Below are 18,865 nucleotides of genomic sequence, written 5' to 3' on the forward strand. Positions count from 1 at the left end.
CTCCGGTGGACATTGCGGGTGGAAGGCGCTCCCTCACGGGACTGCTGGTGACCTGGGGGCTGACCAGGCTCGTGCTGCTGTTGTTCGTCCTCAAGGTGTTCGTCTTCCCGGGCCCGGACGTCACGAGCGATGTGTCCGTGATCTACCAGGGCTGGTACGAGACCCTGCGCCACGGCACCTTCCCGCTGGACGACGTCACCTGGCAGTACCCGCCGGCCGCCGCGCTCCCGATACTCTCCCCCGCGCTGCTGGGCTTCCTCGACTATGCGACCGCCTTCTTCGTCCTCGCGTTCCTGGCGGACCTGGTCGTCCTGACCCTGCTCCTGTACGCGGGCCTGCGCCCCGGCAAGACCGTGCGCGGCGCCTGGGTGTGGGTGCTGGGCGTACCGCTGCTCGGGCCGACCGTGTACGCACGCTACGACGTGATGGTCACCGCGGTGGCCGTGGCCGGGCTGCTGGCGGGCGCCCGGCATCCGCGGGTGATGGGCATCCTCGTGGGCTTCGGGGCGATGCTGAAGGTGTGGCCGGCACTGCTGCTGCTCGGCGCCCGAAAGCGCGGCGCCTGGGCCTGGGCGGTGGCGACCGTGGCCGCGCTGGCGGCGCTGTTCGCGGTGACGATGCCCGGTGCGTTCGCCTTCCTGACCTTCCAGCGCAATCGCGGCACCGAGGTGGAGTCGCTGGGTTCCCTGGTCATCCATGTCGCCCGCCAGTTCGGCTGGGACGGCCAGGTGCTGCTGAACTACGGCTCGATCGAGTTCGTCGGCCCCTGGGTGAACACCATCAGCTCGGCGGCCCTGTTCCTGACCGGCGTGGCCTTCGGCTGGCTGCTGCTGTGGCGGCTGATGGCGACGCGGTTCCTGCCGAACACGCTGGCCGAGGCGGCCTTCGTTGCGGTGCTGATGTTCACGGCCACCAGCCGGGTGATCAGCCCGCAGTACATGGTGTGGCTGGTCGCTCTGGCGGCCGTCTGCATGTGTTTCCGGAGCAGCCGGATGGGAGTGCCGGTGGCTCTGGTCCTCGCGGCCGCCTTCGTGACGGTGCTGGAGTTCCCCATCTGGTTCGTGCACGTCGTCATGAGCGACACCCTCGGCGTTGCGCTCCTCTTCGTCCGCAACGGCCTGCTGGTGATCGCCGCCCTGCTCGGTGCGGTGGAACTGTGGCAGTCGACGGTCTCCCGCGAGCCCGTCCCACCCCTGCCCACTCAGGCGACCCGCACCAGGGAGACCTCGGCCTCCTCCTGACGCCGGGTGCGCGCGAACAGCACCGCCACGACCACGCACTGCACCGCCATGGCGAGCGCCACCGCCAGGCACACTCCCGGCAGGCCGAGCCCCGACAGGCCGTACGCCAGCGGAAGTTGGACCGCGGTGCCGAGCACGGTCACCCGCAGCAGCACCGGCGCTCCCCCGCTCCCCTCGAAGACCCCGCCGAGCGCGATGAAGCAGGCCATCAGCAGCAGGTAGGGCCCGATGCAGCGCAGGAACAGCACACCGGCGTGAGCGACGCCGGGGCCCGCACCGAAGGCGGCCATGATCCAGGGGGCGGTGCCGAACAGGGCCGCGGCCGCCCCGAGCCCGACCGTCCCGGACACGAGCACCGCCTGCCGCCCGATGGCCCGTCGCTCGTCCCGCCCGGCGCCCCGGGTGTGGGCGGTGTGGATGGAGGCGGCCTGGCGTACCGAGTAGAAGGCCATGGTCGCCACGTACATGACCTTGTAGGCGATCGAGTACGCGGCCACGGCCGTCACCCCGAGCCTCGCCACGATCGCGACCAGGACCAGCGCACCGCCCTGCCGCACGGTGAAGTCGGCGGACATGGGCAGCCCGGTGGTGAGGGTGCGGCGGAGCGCGGAGCCGGTCCCCTCGGCGGTCCGGACCCGCGCCGACGCCCGCAGCAGCTCGTTGCGACGCAGGGCACGCAGCCCGAGGGCGAGGGCCACGCAGCGGCACAGCACGGTCGAGGCGGCGGCGCCCCGGACGCCGTAAAGGTGGATGAGGAAGGGGTCGCAGACGAGGATCAGCCCGTTGGCGAGGAGGGCCAGGCGCAGCGGAGTCCTGGTGTCGCCGGTGCCCTTGAGGATGCCGTCGACGAGCTGCTGGACGTAGAAGACGGCGATGCCCGGCAGGGAGATCGCGAAGTAGGCCACGGCGAGCGGCAGCGCGGCGCTCTCGTCGCCGCCGAGGACCAGGCGGGCGAGCGGCTCGCGCAACAGGAAACCGCCGACGACGACCACGGGTGTCACGACGGCGCACAGCGCCCAGCCCCCGCGCACGGCCGCCCGCACACTCCCCGGCGAGCGCGCCCCCCTGGCGTGCGCCACCAGCACGGTCGTACCGGAGGCGAAGACCAGGGCGACACCGAGCAGCACGTTCTCGGTGTTCGTCGCCACGGCGACGGCCGCAACGGCGGCTCCGCCGAGCCGTGAGACCCAGACGGTGTTGATGATCCCGGCGGCGACAGAGGCGAGGAGGGAGAAGTAGACGGGGTGGGCGAGGGCGATGAGCTGCCTGCGGTGGGCGTTCACGCCAGGATCCTCTCTTTTCGATGTAGCTCGATTCGAGGTAGCTCGAAAAGAGTTAGCATGGCGGGGTCATTCACCGCAAGGGAGAACCATGCTGGAGCTGTCGATCCTCGGCTTCCTGGCCGAAGAACCGCTGCACGGCTACGAGTTGAAGGAGCGCATCAAGGCGCTGAGCGGCCACGTCCGCCCGGTCAGCGACGGCGCCCTCTACCCCGCCCTCACCCGTCTCGTCACCGCCGGCAAGCTCGACCAGCACACCGAACCCGGCGCAAGCGCAGCCCCCCGCCGCATGCTCTCCCTCACGGACAAGGGCCGCGAGGACCTGCTGCAGCGCCTGCGTCATCCGAAACAGGCGGAGATCACCGACCACGTCCGCTTCAACACGGTCCTGGCGTTCCTGCGCCACCTGCCGGACCGGCAGGAGCAGGCGGCCGTCCTGCGCCGCCGCCTGGAGTTCCTTCAGACGGCCTCCAGCTTCTTCTACGACGACGGAAAACCCGTACGCGCGGAGGAGACGGACGACCTGTTCCGGCAGGGCATGCTGCGGGTCGCGCGGGCCACGGGCGCGGCGGAGCGAGCCTGGCTCAGGGAAGCCATCGACCTTCTGGATCAGGGGAGTTGAGCGCTGAGCCGGATCAGCCGAGCTGATCCCGGAGATAGTCCTGCCATCGGACCCGGAACTTCTCCGGCGTCGTGCCGAGCACCTTCTTCATCGCGTCCTCGACCGAGCCCGCCCGCTCCTTGTGGTCGCCGACGGCGCGGTAGAACTGCCCGAGCCGCTCCGGACCCCACTGCTGCGCGATCAGCCGGCAGGCCATCCAGCCGCCCTCGTAGGCCTGCGCGAGCTTCGTCGCGTCGCCGCTGAAGCCGAAGTCCTTGTCGGTGGGCAGGTTCCGCGGCGCCCGCCCCTCGGTCACCGCGCGCCCAAGCTCCGGCGCCGCCTCGCCCGGGGTGCGGCCGGTGCCGAGGTAGCCGATCCAGTCGGCGTATCCCTCGGACAGCCACAGCGGGGTGGCCGCGTCGGTGTGGGCGCGGGTCGCGACGTGGGTGACCTCGTGGGTGAGTACCACCTGCTTGCCCACGGGGCCGAGGAGGGCGTACGCGTCCGGGTTGACGATGATCCGGTCCGCGGGCGCGTTCGGCGGGCCGCCCACCTCGCCCGTGGTGACCGCCGCGATCCCGCGGTACTGGGAGGCGGGCGAGCCGAGCAGCCCCGCCATGCCCTCCACCGACCCCGGTACGAGCATCACCACATGCCCGGTCCAGTCGCTGCCCCAGGCCCCGGACACGGCCGGCACCGCATGGTCCGCGAGGTCCGCGTACGAGTGCAGCGCCTCACTGGACTGCCCGGTGCCGAGAACGAGACTGTGACTGCCGCGCACGACGGTCACCTCGCCCTGGTCCCACAGCTGCTGGGCGGACTTCTTGGCGGGCGTGTCCGCGTCCACGTGCCACTGCCCGTCGGTCTCCCGGGAGAGGGTCAGGGTGCGGCCGACGGTGACCGGTGCGTTGTCGTATCCCTCGATGCGGTAGCGCAGTTCGGCGTCGGCGGTGGCCTCGTCGCCGGTGCGGTGCAGGGCGGTCACGCGGTACGACCAGGCCGCCAGCGGCACCCCGCGCAGGTTCTCGAACCAGCTCAGCGCGCCCGTCTTCAGGAAGGCCGCCCGGTCGCGGTCGAGGACGGCGGTGGACCGACGGTCGAGGACGCGCTGCAGAGCGGTCCTGGCGCTGCCGCCGGTGGGCTGCCCGCCGCACGCCACCAGAGAGACGAGCAGCAGCACGAGCGCCACCACTGCGGACCTCGACGCCCGCCTACGACCAGCCACTTCCCGATCGTAAGGCCGACGGGGCGGGTTGGTCAGACCCTGGTGACCGAGGACACCGGCAGCATGTCCACCGGGTCGTAGCGCACGGGCGCGCCGGGGTAGGGCGCGTGGATCACCTGGCCGTTGCCCATGTACATCCCGACATGGCTGGCGTCGGAGCGGTAGACGACCAGGTCGCCGGGGCGCGCCTCGGAGAGCGGGATCTGCCGGCCGGCGTACGCCTGCTCCTGCGAGGTGCGCGGCAGCTGGACCCCGGCCTGCGCGTACGACCACTGCATCAGGCCCGAACAGTCGAAGCCGTAGGGGCCGGTGGCGCCCCAGACATACGGCATGCCGAGCGCGGAGCGGGCCGCGGCCATCGCGGCGGCCGCACGGGCCGAGGCCGGCAGCGCGCTGCCGAAGTCGGGGAAGAGGTCGCCGCGGTCGTCCCGGGAGGCACGATCGTAGGCGGCGCGCTCCTCGTACGGCAGGGAGTTGAGCAGGCGGCGCGCCAGGGCGAGTTTCCGCTCGACGATCTTCTTGTGGATTGCGACGGACTTGCGGCTCTTCTCCAGCTCGGCGAGCTTGCCGACCGCCTCGGCGCGCTCCTGGGCGACGTTGCGCATCTCGGACTGGAGGTCCCTGAGCTCGCCGGCCTGCTGGACGTTGATCCGGTCGAGCACGGAGGCCTTGTCGAGGTAGTCGGCGGGGTTGTCGGAGAAGAGCAGGGCGAGGGTCGGGTCGATGCCGCCGGAGCGGTACTCGGCGACGGCCTGCGAACCGAGCGACTCCCGCATGGTGTTGATGCGCTCCTGCTGCCGGGCGATCAGGTCCTGGGCGTCGCGCACCTGCCGGCGCAGCGTGTCGGCGGTCTCGTCGGCCTTGTTGTAGGCCTCGGTCGCCTGCTCGGCCTCCGTGTACAGGCGGTCCACGTCGGCCCTGGTGTGGTCGTGCGGAGCGGCGTTCGCCGGGACGGCGCCGAGGGCGGAGGCCGCGGCGGACAACACACAAAGGGCGGTGCCGGCGCCCCGGTTGAACCCGGACGTCGGTGCAAGTCGGCGATGAGACCCCACGGGAAGCCGCACTCCTTCCGCTGGCGACAAGGACTGTCTCCCCGGCGCAGCAGGGAAACGCGGCAGACAGTAACCCCGCGGCGGGGCACCGGCCAAAGACCTCGGTGGCAACACAGCGTGACGCCCCGCCTCTGACGCAGGTCATCGGCGGGGCGTGGAGTCAGTGCGGGTTCGTGCAATTCGCCCGTTCGGGCGGTGTGGTGTCCTGATCTTGAAACGAGGCCCGGGGCCGCGGGTCAGATCCGGACGCCGAACTGGAACGGCATGTCGCCGATCGACTCGTAGCGCACGACGGTGCCGGTGCGCGGGGCGTGCAGCACCATGCCGTTGCCCGCATAGAGGCCGACGTGGTGCAGGTCGCCGTAGAAGAGGACGAGGTCGCCGACCTGGAGCTGGCTCTCGGAGTAGATCCGCGTACCGGCGTTGGCCTGCGCCTGCGAGGTGCGCGGGATGGAGACGCCGGCCTGGCCGTAGGCCCAGGAGGTGAGGCCCGAGCAGTCGTAGGAGGCGGTGCCGGTGGCGCCGTAGACGTACGGCTTGCCGAGCTGGGTCTTGGCGGCGTCGAAGGCCGCCTGCGCCCGGGCGGAGGCAGCGGTCGAGTTGCCGAGATCCACCCGCTGGCTGGCCGAGCGGCTGGCGCGGGCGTCGGCGGCGGCGAGCGCCGCCCGCTCCGAGGCGGTCAGGGAGTTGAGGAGCTTCTGCGCCTCGGCGAGCTTGCCCTGGATGTCCTTCTTCTTCTTGCCCAGTTCGGTGCGGGTGGAGGCGAGGTCCTTGAGCTTGTCGGAGGCCTCGGCGCGCTCCTGGGCGAGTTCGCGCTGCTTCTCCTGGATCTTCTTCAGCGCCTCCACCTGCTGGGCGCTGAGCTGGTCGGCGGTGGACGCCTTGTCCAGGTAGTCGTTCGGGTTCGACGACAGGAAGAGCTGCAGGGACGAGTCGATGCTGCCGGTGCGGTACTGCGCAGCCGCCGCCAGACCTATCGAGTCACGCAGCCCGTTGAGCTCCTCCTGGCCCCGGGCGACGTTGTCCTGGATGGTGGAGATCTCCTTCTGGAGCTTCTGCTGCTTCTCCTTGGCGCCGTTGTACTTCTCGGTGGCCTGCTCGGCCTCCTCGTACAGCTTGTCGACCTTCGCCTTGACCTCGTCCTTGGAGGGCTTCTCGCTCGGCGCGGCGTTCGCGGCCTGGGCGCTGAGGGCAACGGCGGCAGCAGCGGCGGTGGTGAGTACGGTCACTCGAGCCCGGCTCGGCTGCTTCGGTCGACGGTGGGACGCCACGGACGCGGGCTCCTTCATGTGAGTGATCACCCGTTCGGAGGTTCGAGGCCAGACCCTAGTGACCTTCCTGTGATCAGATCAAATCCTCGCGTGAAAAATCTTAGTGACGCAATGCATTCTTTGCACATAACCCACGTGCGGTGACGCCAGGTTGACGCTACGTTGCGTGACGATTGCGCCAATTCGGGCATTAAACCTGGAAGTTTGACCTTCGGGACAGCAGCCCGGAAACGGCTCAGGACAGGCGCTTCAGGAGCATCGCCGAAGCGACCGGGCGCGCGCCCGCGCGCGCCACTCCGTCGGCCACCTCGCGGTCCGTGGAGGCGACGATGACGGGCCTCCCGGGCGGCTCTGCCCGCACCAGCTGGCGGATCAACTCGTCGGCGGTGACGCCCGGCTTGGAGAACAGCACCCGCACTCCGCGCGGCGGCGCGAGCAGCACGGGAGCGGCCAGCTCGGCCCCGTCGAAGACACAGGTGACCTCGGCGCCGGTCTGTGCGGCGAGTTGCGAGAGCTGCCCGAGGAGCCTCAACCGCTGCTTCTCCAGGGGCATTTGGGGATAACCCGTTTTGGTGACGTTGTAACCGTCGACGACCAGATGCGCCTGCGGCAGCTCCAGCAGCTGGTCCAGGATCGCGGGGTCGTGTTCGGACAATGCACGCGCGGCAATGTCCTTCGGGGTCATTCGTCCCGGTTCGACCGCATCGACGGTCTCCGCGGGCCGTACGGACACGGGCGGCAACGCCAGCTCCCGGCGCAGTCCTTGGGTCGCGTCCAGGAGGGTGTCAAGAAGCAGACGCACGCGCATGTCCTCGACACTGCGCCCCTCGCGCGCTGCTCTGCGCGTGGCCTCCAGGGCCGCCTCCGCCTCCCCGAGCCGCGACTTCAGCCGCCGGGACTCGCTCTCGGCGGCGGACACCTGCGCCTGCCTCTCGGCGCGTACGGCCTCGATCTCGCCCTGGATCTTGCGCAGGGCAGCCTCGCCCCGCTTGACGTCACTGAGGGCCGCACGCAGCTTCCGGTGCAGCGAGTCGGCCTCTTTCTTGGCGGCGTCCAGCTCGGTGCGCAGCCGCTCGGTGTCGACCCGGGTCTGCTCACGGGCCCGGTCGAGCTCCTCGCGCAGCCGCTCCAGCTCGGCCCGGCTCTCCTCGTCGGCGCGCTCGGCATCGGCCCGCTGGGCCTCCTCGCCGGCCGCGGTCACGAGCTTCACCCAGCCCGTGGGCCGCAGAACATAGGCCGCGGCCGCCACGTCGAGCGGATCCGCGGCCGGGGGCGGCGAGCCGGAGTCGAGGGCGCCGGTGAGTTCCGGCTGGGCCTCTCTCAGCTTCTCTCCGATGCGCTGGCGGAACAGCGGATCGGTCTCCAGCGCGGATGCCATCGCGTTGCCGGCGAACTTGGCCCGCCGGTTCGGTGCGAAACGGGCGTACTGCCTGAGTTGTGCGGGCAGTTCACCGACGGTCAGCCCGCCGAACCCGTCCGAGACGATCTGGACGACCCGGCGGCGCACTCCGTCGGGCAGCGGACGGTCAAGCACCTCGGCGGTGCCGTCGCCCGGCCCCCCGCCTGTGGTCTCCACCATCCGTCACACCCCATTACCTGTGGGGCCGCTCCGCTCAGGAGTCGGCGCCCGGCCTGTCCACCAGTTCCACCTGATCCACCGCGTTGCACCAGCGGCAGCGCACCGACTCGATGGTCTCACTGACCACCTCGCGCTCCTCGACCTTCGGCTCGCCGGCCAGATCGAGGTGGACGTACTCGACGACCTTCGACGAGCGGGTCACGTCGAAACGCGTGAGGTTGCCGCAGAGGGTGCAGCGCCACCGCGTCGTGGCGGTCGGCAGGGGAACCGTCATCGTGCCTGTGCTCTTTCCTGCTAGGTCTTCCATTGTCCGTGACGCGCCAGCTTCCCGGGGCGTGTGGCTCGTAACCCTACGGCCTGGCGGGGACTCGCCGCCCGCCCGTCCACGGCGGCGAGGCGGTCTGTGCGAGTGCGTCCCGTTACGTCATGCTCTGTGTTCATGATCGGCAACTGGAGCCCGACCGTCAGCAGAGCGACCCGGCGCCCTTCGGCACCCGTGACATACGCGCTGATCACCCTGTGCTGTCTGCTCTTCGTGACCGGCCCGGCAGCGGGCCTCAATCCGGCCTACGGCTCCGGCGACGCACTGCTCGCCGCCCAGCGCGCCTACTTCCACCGCTGGGGCGTGGTCCCGGCGGAGCTGTTCCAGGGCTCCCCCCGGGCCGCCCTGACCCCCGCCACGGCCCTGTTCGTCCACGGCAGCTGGGTGCACCTGCTCGGCAACCTGCTCTTCCTCTACGTCTTCGGGGTGATGACGGAGGAGCGGATGGGCCGCGTCCAGTTCACGCTCTTCTACCTCGGCTGCGGCTATCTCGCCCTGCTGGGGTACGCGGCGGCCAACTCTGCGTCCCAGCAGTCCCTGGTCGGCGCCTCGGGGGCGATCTCGGCGGTACTGGGTGCGTTTCTGTACCTGTTCCCCGGCGCCAGGGTGACCAGCCTGCTCCCGTTCCTCTTCTTCCTCCCCCTGCGCTTCCCCGCATGGATCGTGCTGCCCTTCTGGGCGGCCCTGCAGTGGCTGGCGGCGGGGCAGGCGCCGACGGGACCGGGGGTGGCCTATCTGGCCCACCTGGTGGGCTTCGGCCTGGGCTTCGTCTACGCCTGGGTGAGGTTCGGCCGTACGACTAGAGTGAAGTCCGCCCCAGCTCCGGCCCCCGAGGGAGAGAACCAGCCGTGATCACCGCGATCGTCCTCATCAAGACCAGCGTGGACCGGATCCCCGAGATCGCGGAGCGGATCGCTTCGCTGGAGAGCGTGAGTGAAGTCTTTTCCGTCACCGGTACGTATGACCTGATCGCCATGGTGCGGGTGAAGGAGCACGAGGATCTTGCTGACGTGATTCCCGGCAGTATCAGCAAGATCCCCGGGGTCGAGGCGACGGATACGCATGTTGCTTTTCGGACGTACTCACAGCATGACCTTGAGGCGGCGTTTGCCATTGGGTTGGACTCGTGAGCGGCGCCTATTCGTCTGCGGGGCGCGGAGCGTTTGCGACTACCGGTTCGTTGTGGCTGGTCGCGCAGTTCCCCGCGCCCCTATAAGGCAGCTGCTCACACCGCGGGGACGCAGCGGCCGTCCTCCGTGCGGTACTGCCACTTCGCACCGCCCGTCACCAGTTCCTTGACCGCGTTGACGAAGCGCTCGACGTGCTCGTCCGGTGTTCCTGCTCCGAAGCTGACGCGGATTGCGTTGAGGGACTTTTCGCCGGGGGCGGCCTCGGGGGCGCCGCATTCGCCCTGGGTCTGCGGGTCGCTGCCGAGGAGGGTGCGGACCAGCGGGTGGGCGCAGAAGAGGCCGTCGCGGACTCCGATGCCGTATTCGGCGGAGAGCGCGGCCGCGAAGTGCGAGCTGTTCCAGCCCTCGACGACGAAGGAGATCACGCCGACTCGGGGGGCGTCGTCGCCGAAGAGGGAGAGGACCCGCACCTCGGGCACCTCGGCGAGGCCCGCGCGGACGGTGTCGATCAGCTGCTGCTCGCGCGCGACCAGGGTGTCGAAGCCGGCCTCGGTGAGGGCCTTGCAGGCCGAGGCGATGGAGTAGGCACCGATGACGTTCGGGGAGCCGGCCTCGTGGCGGGCCGCGCTGTCGTGCCACTCCACGTCCACTCCCCCGTCCTCACGCCGGGTGACCTTGCGGCTGGCACCGCCGCCCGCCAGGTACGGGTCGGCCGCCTGCAGCCAGTCGGCGCGGCCGGCCAGTACGCCGGAGCCGAAGGGCGCGTACAGCTTGTGACCGGAGAAGGCGACCCAGTCGACGTCGAGGTCCTGGACGGAGACCGGGTGGTGCGGGGCGAGCTGGGCGGCGTCCAGGACGATCCGGGCGCCGTGGGCGTGCGCGGCGGCGGCCAGCTCGCGGACCGGCCACAGCTCGCCGGTGACGTTCGAGGCGCCGGTGACGCAGACCAGCGCCGGGCCGTACGGGTCGCGGTCGGCCAAGGCACGCTCCAGGGTCTCGACCGCCTGCTCCGGGGTGCGCGGGGCGTTGAGGTACGTGACCCGGGCGTCCTTCCAGGGCAGCAGGCTCGCGTGGTGCTCGGTCTCGAAGACGAAGACCTGGCAGTCCGCCGGGAGGGCCTGCGCCAGGAGGTTGAGGGAGTCCGTGGTCGAGCGGGTGAAGATCAGCTGGTCGTCGGCGCGGCAGTCGAGGAACTCGGCGACCGTCCTGCGGGCGTTCTCGAAGAGGTCGGTCGAGAGCTGGGAGAGGTAGCCGGCGCCGCGGTGGACACTGCCGTAGTAGGGCGCGTACGCCGCCACGTCGTCCCAGACGCGCTGCAGTGCCGGGGCGCTGGCCGCGTAGTCGAGGGCCGCGTAGGTGACCTCGCCGCCGGTGACGAGCGGGACGGTGACATCCCGGCCCAGAACGGGCAGCGGAGCACAAATAGGCGTGACGGAGGCAGCGGTGGAGACAGACATGGGGGAACTCCCGTGAGAGGAAGGAAGAAAGTGAAAATGGGTGTGCGGAGGCGGGGCTCGGCGCCCTAACGCATTCGCTTGCTCACGGAAGACTCCCTCGGAGACCAGGACCCCTGGCGTGCGAGGGGTCCGCGCTTGCCGTAGACGTCAGTGCCTACGGCCTGGTCTTCACCCGGGGCACCCCGCCACGGACGGAGGGTTGCCGGACAGTCGGCCGGGGCCTCATGACTGTCACTCATGACCTGGTGCAAAAACGTACGTGAAATGATCGTCGTCCCGCAACCCGTGTCCGGATCGCGGGACGACACACGGTGACTGCTATGCGTTGCTGGCCGCCACCCAGCGCTCCAGCGTCCGCTTGGCCGAACCGGAGTCGATCGACTCCGCCGCCTTGTCCATGCCGGCCCGGATCTGCTCGGCCAGGGTCCCGGGGCCCGGGTCGAGGGCCACGAGGGCGGCTGCCGAGTTCAGCAGTACGGCGTCCCGTACGGGGCCGGTCTCGCCGTCGAGGAGGCGGCGGGCGACCTCCGCGTTGTACGACGGGTCGCCGCCGCGCAGGGCCTCCACCGGGACCAGCTCGATACCGACGTCGCGGGGGTCGAAGGTCTCCTCGGTGACCTTGCCGTCGCGGACGACCCAGACGTGTGAGGTGGCCGTCGTCGTCAGCTCGTCGAGGCCGTCGTCGCCGCGAAAGACGAGAGAGGAGTTTCCTCGCTCGGCCAGGACTCCCGCGATCATCGGCGCGATGCGCGGGTCGGCCACGCCGACCGCCTGGGACCTGACCTTCGCCGGGTTGGTCAGCGGGCCGAGGGCGTTGAAGACCGTGCGGATGCCCAACTGGCCGCGGGCGGCGGCGACATGACGCAGCGCCGGGTGGAACTTCACCGCGAAGCAGAAGGTGATGCCCGCCTCCTCCGCGACCTCGGCCACCCGCTGGGGCGTGAGATCGAGGTTGACGCCCAGCTTCTCCAGGACGTCCGAGGCACCCGACGCCGACGAGGCCGCGCGGTTGCCGTGCTTGACGACCTTGGCGCCGGTTCCGGCCACCACGATCGACGACATCGTGGAGATGTTCACCGTCTTCGCGCCGTCGCCGCCCGTACCGACGATGTCGACGGTACGGCCCGACACCTCGATCACATTGGCGTGCTCGTACATCGCCCGGACCACGCCGGTGATCTCCTCGACCGTCTCGCCCTTGGCCCGCAGGGCCACCACGAAGCCCGCGATCTGGGCGTCCGTCGCCTCGCCGCGCATGATCCGGTCCATCGCCCAGGCCGTCGCGTCGGCGCTCTGGTCACGGCCGGACAGCAGGGCGTTGAGTACCTCGGGCCAGGAACGGCCCGCCGCGGTGTCGCCTCCAGCGGGGGTCACAGCGCTCATAAGGCCGCTCCTGGGTGTCGTAGAAGAGTGGAAACTCCTTGAGGAGTCCGACCCCACCCTATCCAGCTCAGGGGCATGGAGAAGGGCCCCGTCCGAACACCGGACGGGGCCCTTCTTGTCGCGCGTGGCGAGCGCAGCGATCAGCAGCGATCAGTGGTGGCCGTGGCCGCTCGTGATCTCCTTGTACTCCTCGACGGTGGGCTTCGGAATCTGGGACTCCTCGCCGTAGTACGCCTCGCTGAGCTTGGCGCGCAGCTTCTGGGAGCCCTTGACCTTGCGCTCGACGCCGTTCTCGTCGACCGTCGGGCCGATCTCGGCCGGCTTGTACTGCTCGTGCGCCGTGAGGGTGTGCAGCGCGTCCTGGCTGAGCGGCTCGTGCACCTCGATGAACTCACCGTGCGGCAGGCGCTTGATGATGCCCGACTCGCGGCCGTGCAGCACCTTGTCCTTGTCGCGGCGCTGCAGGCCGAGGCAGATCCGCTTGGTGGCGACGAAGGTGAGCACCGGCACCACGAAGAACGCGCACCGCACGAACCAGGTGATCGCGTTGATCGACAGGTGGAAGTGCGTGGCCCAGATGTCGTTTCCACCACCCATCAGCAGCACGAAGTACCAGGAGATCCACGCGGCACCGAACGCCGTACGCGTCGGGGCGTTGCGCGGGCGGTCCAGGATGTGGTGCTCGCGCCTGTCGCCGGTGACCCAGGACTCGATGAACGGGTAGACCGCGATCGTGACCAGGACCAGCGGGAAGATGACCAGCGGGATGAACACGCCCAGGACGAGCGTGTGGCCCCACAGGTTGATCTCCCAGCCCGGCATGACACGGATCAGGCCCTCGGAGAAGCCCATGTACCAGTCCGGCTGGGCGCCGGTGGACACCATGTCCGGACGGTAGGGGCCCATGGCCCAGATCGGGTTGATCGAGGCGATCGCCGCGATGGCCGCGATGACGCCGAAGACCAGGAAGAAGAAGCCTCCGGCCTTCGCCATGTACACGGGCAGCAGGGGCATGCCGACGACGTTGTTGTTCGTCTTTCCGGGGCCCGCGAACTGCGTGTGCTTGTGGTAGAAGACCAGGATCAGGTGCGCCACCATCAGGCCGAGCATGATGCCCGGCAGCAGCAGGATGTGGACCGAGTAGAAGCGGGCCACGAAGTCGCCGCCCGGGAACTCGCCGCCGAAGAGGAAGAACGACAGGTACGTGCCGACGATCGGCACGGACAGGATCGCGCCCTCCATGAAGCGGACACCGGTGCCGGAGAGCAGGTCGTCCGGGAGCGAGTAACCGGTGAAGCCGGTGAACATGCCCAGGACGAACAGCAGGAAGCCGAACACCCAGTTGACCTCACGCGGCTTGCGGAACGCACCGGTGAAGAACACGCGCATCATGTGCACGAACATGCCCGCGAGGAAGATCAGCGCGGCCCAGTGGTGGATCTGCCGGATCAGCAGACCACCGCGCACATCGAAGGAGATGTGCAGGGTCGAGTTGAACGCCTCGGACATCAGCTGGCCCTGCAGCGGGATGTAGCTGCCGTGGTACTCCACCTCGTTCATCGACGGGTGGAAGAACAGCGTCAGATACACACCCGTGAGGATGATGATGATGAAGCTGTACATGCACACTTCGCCCAACATGAACGACCAGTGGTCGGGGAAGATCTTGCGCATGTTGCTCTTGGCCAGGGAGTAGATCCCCAGCCGGCCGTCGGCCCAGTCGGCGACGCGCTCGCCGGCGGGCGCTTTGCCGCGGCGTGCCTCGGTTTCGGTATTGGTGCTCATCCGCGCTCCCAGAATGCAGGACCGACGGGCTCTTCGAAGTCGCCGAGCGCCTCGAGGTAGCCCTGGTCGTTCACGCCGATGCGCAGCTGCGGCAGGGCGTGACCGGCGGGGCCGAAGATCACCCGGGCACCGTCGGAGAGGTCGAAGGTGGACTGGTGGCAGGGGCACAGCACGTGGTGCGTCTGCTGCTCGTACAGGGAGATCGGGCAACCGACGTGGGTGCAGATCTTCGAGTACGCGACGATGCCCTCGTGGGACCACGCGAGCTCGCGCTTGTCCTTGATGTTGTCCGGCTGGATCCGGACGATCATCAGGGCTGCCTTGGCGATCTGGGTCTGGAAGTCCTCGTCGGTCTCCTCCAGGCCCTCGGGCTTGGCGAAGGTCAGCGAGCCGACCGCGACGTCGGAGGCGCGCAGCGGCTCGTTGGTGTTCATGTTGACGAGCAGCTTGCCCTTGGACCACAGCGTGTGGCGGAGCTTGGTCCCCGGCAGCGGTCCCAGGTCGCGCAGCAGCATGACGCCGGAGAGCGGGAACAGGGCCAGCGCACCGAACATCGTGTTGCGGATCAGCTTGCGACGGCCGAGCGCGGACTCCTTGGCACCCTCCCTGAAGTCGGCCATGACCTTGGCCTTGACCTCGGGGGACGCCTCGATCGGGTGCCGCTCGTCGGCGATCTCCACGTCGGACATCAGGGTGCGGGCCCAGTGGACCGCGCCCGCGCCGATCGCGAAGAGGGCAAGACCGAGGGTCAGGCCCAGCGCGAAGTTCAGCGCGTTGATGTGGCCGATCGGGAAGACGTAGATCGACTTGTCGTGCGGGATCGCCACGTACGAGGCGATGAAGCCGACCGTGGCCAGCATCGAGACCGTGAACAGCATGGCCACCACACGCTCGGACCGCTTGGCGGCCCGCTCGTCGATGTCCTGCACCCGGTGCTCGTGGGGCGGCAGACCGGGGTCGGCGAACGGGTTCTTCTCGTCCGCGACGCTTACGGCGCCGTGCGCGTCCTGCTCAGCGGGCAGGTTCTCTTCTGGAATGTCTTGGCTACTCATGACTTCTTGGCCTTTGCGGTCCGAGCGGCGACCCAGACGGCAACCGCGATCAGCGCGCCGAGTCCGAAGATCCAGGCGAACAGGCCCTCGGAGACCGGGCCGAGACCGCCCAGCTCAAGACCACCGTTGCTCACGGTCTCGTCGCCGTTGACCGCGTTCAGGTACGCGATGATGTCCTTCTTGTTCTGCTCCGACAGCGTGGTGTCGGGGAACGACGGCATGTTCTGCGGGCCGGTCTGCATGGCCTCGTAGATGTGCTTCGGGTCGACGCCCTCAAGGCTCGGCGCGTACTTGCCGTGCGTCAGCGCACCGCCCTTGCCGGTGAAATTGTGGCACTGGGCGCAGTTGGTGCGGAAGAGCTCGCCGCCCTTGGCGATGTCGGCACCGTCCGGGCCGTACTGCGCCTTGCTCGGGACGGCCGGGCCGGCGCCGAGGGACGAGATGTACGCGGCGAGCTGGTCGATCTCGGCCTGCGTGTAGATGACCTTCTTCTTCGGGACCTGCGCGCCCGGCTGCTGGGCCGGCATACGGCCGGTGCCGACCTGGAAGTCGACGGCCGAGGCGCCCACGCCCACGAGGCTCGGGCCGTCGGTGGTGCCCTGACCGCCGGTTCCGTGGCAGCTGGCGCAGCCCACGGAGTAGAGCTTCTTGCCCTCGTCGATGGCGAGGGACTGGGCGGTGTCATCGGCCTGCGCCTTGCTCGCGGGCGCGAACACGGCGTACAGCCCCCCGGTGCATGCCAGCGCGAGGAGTAGGACGACGAGCGCCGCCATGGGATGGCGTCGTCGTGCGGAGAGCTTTTTCACGGATTACCCCGGTGTCAGGATCTTCTGCGTCGATGCTTGGGATGTGCGCCTGCGGGGCGCACGCGGGACTGGCCCGGCTACTTGATCAGGTAGATCGTGGCGAAGAGGCCGATCCACACGACATCGACGAAGTGCCAGTAGTAGGACACGACGATGGCCGCGGTCGCCTGCTCGTGGGTGAACCTCTTCGCCGCGTAGGTACGGCCGAGGACGAACAGGAAGGCGATGAGGCCGCCCGTCACGTGCATGCCGTGGAACCCGGTGGTCAGGTAGAACACCGAGCCGTACGGGTCGGAGGACAGCGAGATGCCGTCCTTCTTCACCAGCTCCGTGTACTCGAAGATCTGACCGCCGATGAAGATCGCACCCATCACGAACGTGATGATGAACCAGCCCCGGAGCTTCTTCACGTCCCCGCGCTCGGCGGCGAAGACGCCGAGCTGGCAGGTGAGGGAGGAGAGCACCAGGATCGTGGTGTTGGTCGCGGAGAACGGAATGTTGAGATGGCTGGCCATCTCCTTCCAGTGGTCCGGACCGGTCACCGATCGCAGGGTGAAGTACATCGCGAAGAGGGCCGCGAAGAACATCAGCTCGGAACTCAGCCAGATGATGGTTCCGACGCTGGTGAGGTTCGGCCGGTTGACCGACGGGTGCGCGTGCCCGGTTTCTACTGTCGTTGCTGTCGCCACGACCGACATTATGTCGGTCGCTTATCCCGCCCTCACTCCGGGGGGTGCCGTTCGGAGTGTTGCTGCCGTCCATACCGGTGTTGACGTGGTGTTGAACGGAGTAACATCCGCCCCATCGGGCCTTTCCGTACGACGACACACGTCCTTGCGTATCGGAGGAACAATGCAGCCGACCGCCACGGTGCTGGTCTACAGCGACGACTCCAACACCCGCGAGCAGGTGCGGCTCGCGACCGGGCGCCGGCCCGCTCCCGACGTTCCTGTCGTCGAGTTCCTGGAGTGTGCGACGCCTCCGGCGGTTCTGCGGGAGCTCGACAAGGGTGGCATCGACGTCGTCGTCCTGGACGGGGAGGCCGTGCCCATGGGGGGCATGGGTGTCTGCCGGCAGATCAAGGACGAGATTTTCAACTGCCCGCCGGTGCTTGTGCTGATTGGGCGGCCTCAGGATGCGTGGCTGGCCACGTGGAGTCGGGCAGACGCCGCTGTGACGTTGCCTGTGGAACCCGTGGAGTTCGCCGCTGCCCTGGCCTCCTTGTTGCGGCAGAAGGCGCTTCAGCAGAGCGCCTAGTGGCCCGGGGGTGCGGGTCTTTCGGCGACTGCGGGTCCGTTGTGGCTTGTCGCGCAGTTCCCCGCGCCCCTTAAGGGGCGCTACACCGCCGTTGGGCGCAGGCGCGCCGCGTCGTCCGGGCTCGGTCCGTCAGGTGTGCCGCCTACCAGGGCGCTGCCTGTGCGCCAGTTCTTCCAGGTGAGGTTCCAGTCGCCGAAGCCGTTGCCGAAGGACTCCATGGTGTCGCCGTTGGAGTTGACGACCTTCACCACGTCGCCCTCGTGGACGGTGTTGAAGAACCACTCGGCGTTGCCGGTGCTCATGCCGGTGCAGCCGTGGCTGACGTTGGCGTAGCCCTGGGAGCCCACGGACCAGGGGGCGGCGTGCACGTACTCGCCGCTCCAGGTGAGGCGGGTGGCGTAGTAGACGGGCAGGTCGTAGGCGTCCGAACTGCCTTCGGCGATGCCGACCGTGGCACTGCGCATGCGTACGAAGTACTGCTTGCCCAGTACGACCTTGACACCGTTGCGGGTCTCGAAGCCGGGCTTGCCGGTGGTGACGGGGAGGTCCCTGATGTCCTCGCCGTTCCGGTAGACCGTCATGGAGTGCGCTGACGCATCGGTGACGGCGACGATGCTGTCGCCGATGGTGAGCTTCAGCGGCTTGCTCTTCGTGCCCCACAGGCGGTCGCCGACCTTGATGCCGTCCAGGTTGCTGTGCACCTGGACGACGGCGTGGGCGGGCCAGTAGTCCTTGGGACGGTAGTGGAGTTCCTTGTCGTCCACCCAGTGCCAGGCGCCCTGCACGGCAGGTACGGAGTCCACCCGCAGCGCCCGTTCGACGATGGCGCGCTGCGCCCTGTCCTTGACGGGCCGGTCCAGTTCGGCGGTGACGGGCTGGCCGACGCCGTAATCGCCGGAGTCGGGCCCGAACTTCACGCTCAGGCGCTTCTTGGCGGTGGGGTTGCTGGTGTCGAAGGCGAGGACCTTGCGGCCCGGCGCCCCGTCCCCGTCCTCCGTGCTCACCCGCACCGTGTAGTGCGCGTTGGCGGCCAGCGGGGAGGTGCTGTGCCAGCGGGTGCCGTCGGCGGAGAGTTCGCCCGCCACGAAGCGGCCTGTGGCGTCCGTGGCCGTGACGTCCGTGATGTGGTCGCCGTCCTCGGCGGTGACCTCCAGGGGCTTGTCCGGGTCGGCCTTCTTCCCGCCGCCCGTGACGCCGTTGAAGGAGAGCTGGTCCGTCGCGTCGTACGGCTTGGCGGTCAGCGGGTTGCCGCCGCCGCTGCAAGCGGTGCCGCCCACGCCGAGGGCGATCACCAGCAGCGTGCAGCTGACGACGGTGCGGGTGCGCGGAGAGTGGTTCATGTCCCCGACGCTATGGACGTTCGTCAAGGACGGCGCGCCGGGTGACTCGTACGAGGGAACGTCATTGCGGCAAAAGCAGGAGCC

18 protein-coding genes and 1 riboswitch are annotated in these 18,865 nt (G+C 69.2%); of the genes, 5 read left to right on the top strand and 13 right to left on the bottom strand.

The features are described from left to right. Positions 1-5 precede the first annotated feature (5 nt). Complete coding sequence (locus P2Q00_RS09710) at positions 6-1,241, top strand: glycosyltransferase 87 family protein (RefSeq protein ID WP_275771482.1); 1,236 nt, start codon at positions 6-8, stop codon at positions 1,239-1,241. Here P2Q00_RS09710 and P2Q00_RS09715 read toward each other — a convergent pair. Further along, complete coding sequence (locus P2Q00_RS09715) at positions 1,202-2,524, bottom strand: MATE family efflux transporter (protein WP_275771483.1); 1,323 nt, start codon at positions 2,522-2,524, stop codon at positions 1,202-1,204. The two genes, P2Q00_RS09710 and P2Q00_RS09715, sit on opposite strands and share 40 nt — an antisense overlap. Positions 2,525-2,612: 88 nt before the next feature. Here P2Q00_RS09715 and P2Q00_RS09720 point away from each other — a divergent pair, with 88 nt between their 5' ends. Then, positions 2,613-3,143, top strand: a complete 531-nt coding sequence (locus tag P2Q00_RS09720; protein WP_275771484.1) for a PadR family transcriptional regulator — start codon at positions 2,613-2,615, stop codon at positions 3,141-3,143. 13 nt (positions 3,144-3,156) lie between these two features. Here P2Q00_RS09720 and P2Q00_RS09725 read toward each other — a convergent pair whose 3' ends face one another. From P2Q00_RS09725 to P2Q00_RS09745, 5 genes are all read right to left on the bottom strand, one after another. Next, positions 3,157-4,347: a hypothetical protein gene (locus P2Q00_RS09725; RefSeq protein ID WP_275771485.1), complete on the bottom strand. Its 1,191-nt coding sequence runs from the start codon at positions 4,345-4,347 to the stop codon at positions 3,157-3,159. 32 nt (positions 4,348-4,379) lie between these two features. Beyond that, positions 4,380-5,399 (bottom strand): C40 family peptidase, encoded by a 1,020-nt coding sequence (locus tag P2Q00_RS09730; RefSeq protein ID WP_275771486.1) that lies wholly within the window; start codon positions 5,397-5,399, stop codon positions 4,380-4,382. Positions 5,400-5,635: 236 nt separating this feature from the next. After that, positions 5,636-6,670 (bottom strand): C40 family peptidase, encoded by a 1,035-nt coding sequence (locus tag P2Q00_RS09735; RefSeq protein WP_275771487.1) that lies wholly within the window; start codon positions 6,668-6,670, stop codon positions 5,636-5,638. Positions 6,671-6,905: 235 nt separating this feature from the next. Then, entirely contained in the window at positions 6,906-8,249 is a 1,344-nt protein-coding gene (locus P2Q00_RS09740; protein WP_275771488.1) for an NYN domain-containing protein, read from the bottom strand. Positions 8,250-8,283: 34 nt separating this feature from the next. Further along, positions 8,284-8,523 (bottom strand): hypothetical protein, encoded by a 240-nt coding sequence (locus P2Q00_RS09745; protein ID WP_009309707.1) that lies wholly within the window; start codon positions 8,521-8,523, stop codon positions 8,284-8,286. 165 nt (positions 8,524-8,688) lie between these two features. On the opposite strand from P2Q00_RS09745, the gene P2Q00_RS09750 reads away from it, so the two are divergent. Together P2Q00_RS09750 and P2Q00_RS09755 are read left to right on the top strand one after the other, a co-directional pair. Further along, positions 8,689-9,423: a rhomboid family intramembrane serine protease gene (locus P2Q00_RS09750; RefSeq protein ID WP_275771490.1), complete on the top strand. Its 735-nt coding sequence runs from the start codon at positions 8,689-8,691 to the stop codon at positions 9,421-9,423. Further along, positions 9,420-9,701 carry an Lrp/AsnC family transcriptional regulator gene (locus P2Q00_RS09755; protein WP_115908619.1) on the top strand — a complete coding sequence of 94 codons (282 nt, stop codon included), beginning with the start codon at positions 9,420-9,422 and terminating at the stop codon, positions 9,699-9,701. The genes P2Q00_RS09750 and P2Q00_RS09755 overlap by 4 nt, the downstream gene beginning before the upstream one ends. A 95-nt stretch (positions 9,702-9,796) precedes the next feature. Here the strand turns inward: P2Q00_RS09755 and P2Q00_RS09760 are convergent, their stop codons facing one another. The 6 genes from P2Q00_RS09760 to ctaE form a co-directional block, all read right to left on the bottom strand. After that, the gene (locus P2Q00_RS09760; protein WP_275771493.1) at positions 9,797-11,158 is read right to left on the bottom strand and encodes an aminotransferase class V-fold PLP-dependent enzyme; all 1,362 of its coding nucleotides are present in this window, start codon (positions 11,156-11,158) and stop codon (positions 9,797-9,799) included. A 126-nt stretch (positions 11,159-11,284) separates the two neighbouring features. Then, a riboswitch (SAM riboswitch) is annotated at positions 11,285-11,401 on the bottom strand. A 75-nt stretch (positions 11,402-11,476) separates the two neighbouring features. After that, positions 11,477-12,541, bottom strand: coding sequence for an anthranilate phosphoribosyltransferase (trpD, locus tag P2Q00_RS09765; RefSeq protein WP_275771495.1), 1,065 nt, complete (start codon positions 12,539-12,541; stop codon positions 11,477-11,479). 150 nt (positions 12,542-12,691) lie between these two features. Continuing rightward, positions 12,692-14,326, bottom strand: a complete 1,635-nt coding sequence (gene qcrB / locus P2Q00_RS09770; protein WP_275771496.1) for a cytochrome bc1 complex cytochrome b subunit — start codon at positions 14,324-14,326, stop codon at positions 12,692-12,694. Then, on the bottom strand, positions 14,323-15,378 hold the full coding sequence (qcrA, locus tag P2Q00_RS09775) for a cytochrome bc1 complex Rieske iron-sulfur subunit (RefSeq protein ID WP_275771498.1): 1,056 nt from the start codon (positions 15,376-15,378) through the stop codon (positions 14,323-14,325). The genes qcrB and qcrA overlap by 4 nt, the downstream gene beginning before the upstream one ends. Further along, positions 15,375-16,184: a cytochrome bc1 complex diheme cytochrome c subunit gene (qcrC, locus tag P2Q00_RS09780; RefSeq protein ID WP_275771499.1), complete on the bottom strand. Its 810-nt coding sequence runs from the start codon at positions 16,182-16,184 to the stop codon at positions 15,375-15,377. Before qcrC ends, qcrA begins: the two co-directional genes overlap by 4 nt. A 77-nt stretch (positions 16,185-16,261) precedes the next feature. After that, positions 16,262-16,882, bottom strand: coding sequence for an aa3-type cytochrome oxidase subunit III (ctaE, locus tag P2Q00_RS09785; protein ID WP_019062389.1), 621 nt, complete (start codon positions 16,880-16,882; stop codon positions 16,262-16,264). Positions 16,883-17,036: 154 nt separating this feature from the next. Here ctaE and P2Q00_RS09790 point away from each other — a divergent pair, with 154 nt between their 5' ends. Then, complete coding sequence (locus P2Q00_RS09790) at positions 17,037-17,441, top strand: response regulator (RefSeq protein ID WP_275771501.1); 405 nt, start codon at positions 17,037-17,039, stop codon at positions 17,439-17,441. Positions 17,442-17,521: 80 nt separating this feature from the next. Here P2Q00_RS09790 and P2Q00_RS09795 read toward each other — a convergent pair whose 3' ends face one another. After that, positions 17,522-18,781, bottom strand: coding sequence for a L,D-transpeptidase (locus tag P2Q00_RS09795; protein ID WP_275771502.1), 1,260 nt, complete (start codon positions 18,779-18,781; stop codon positions 17,522-17,524). Positions 18,782-18,865: the final 84 nt, after the last annotated feature.

It is taken from the genome of Streptomyces coacervatus (assembly GCF_029223485.1).
Lineage (GTDB): Bacteria > Actinomycetota > Actinomycetes > Streptomycetales > Streptomycetaceae > Streptomyces > Streptomyces coacervatus.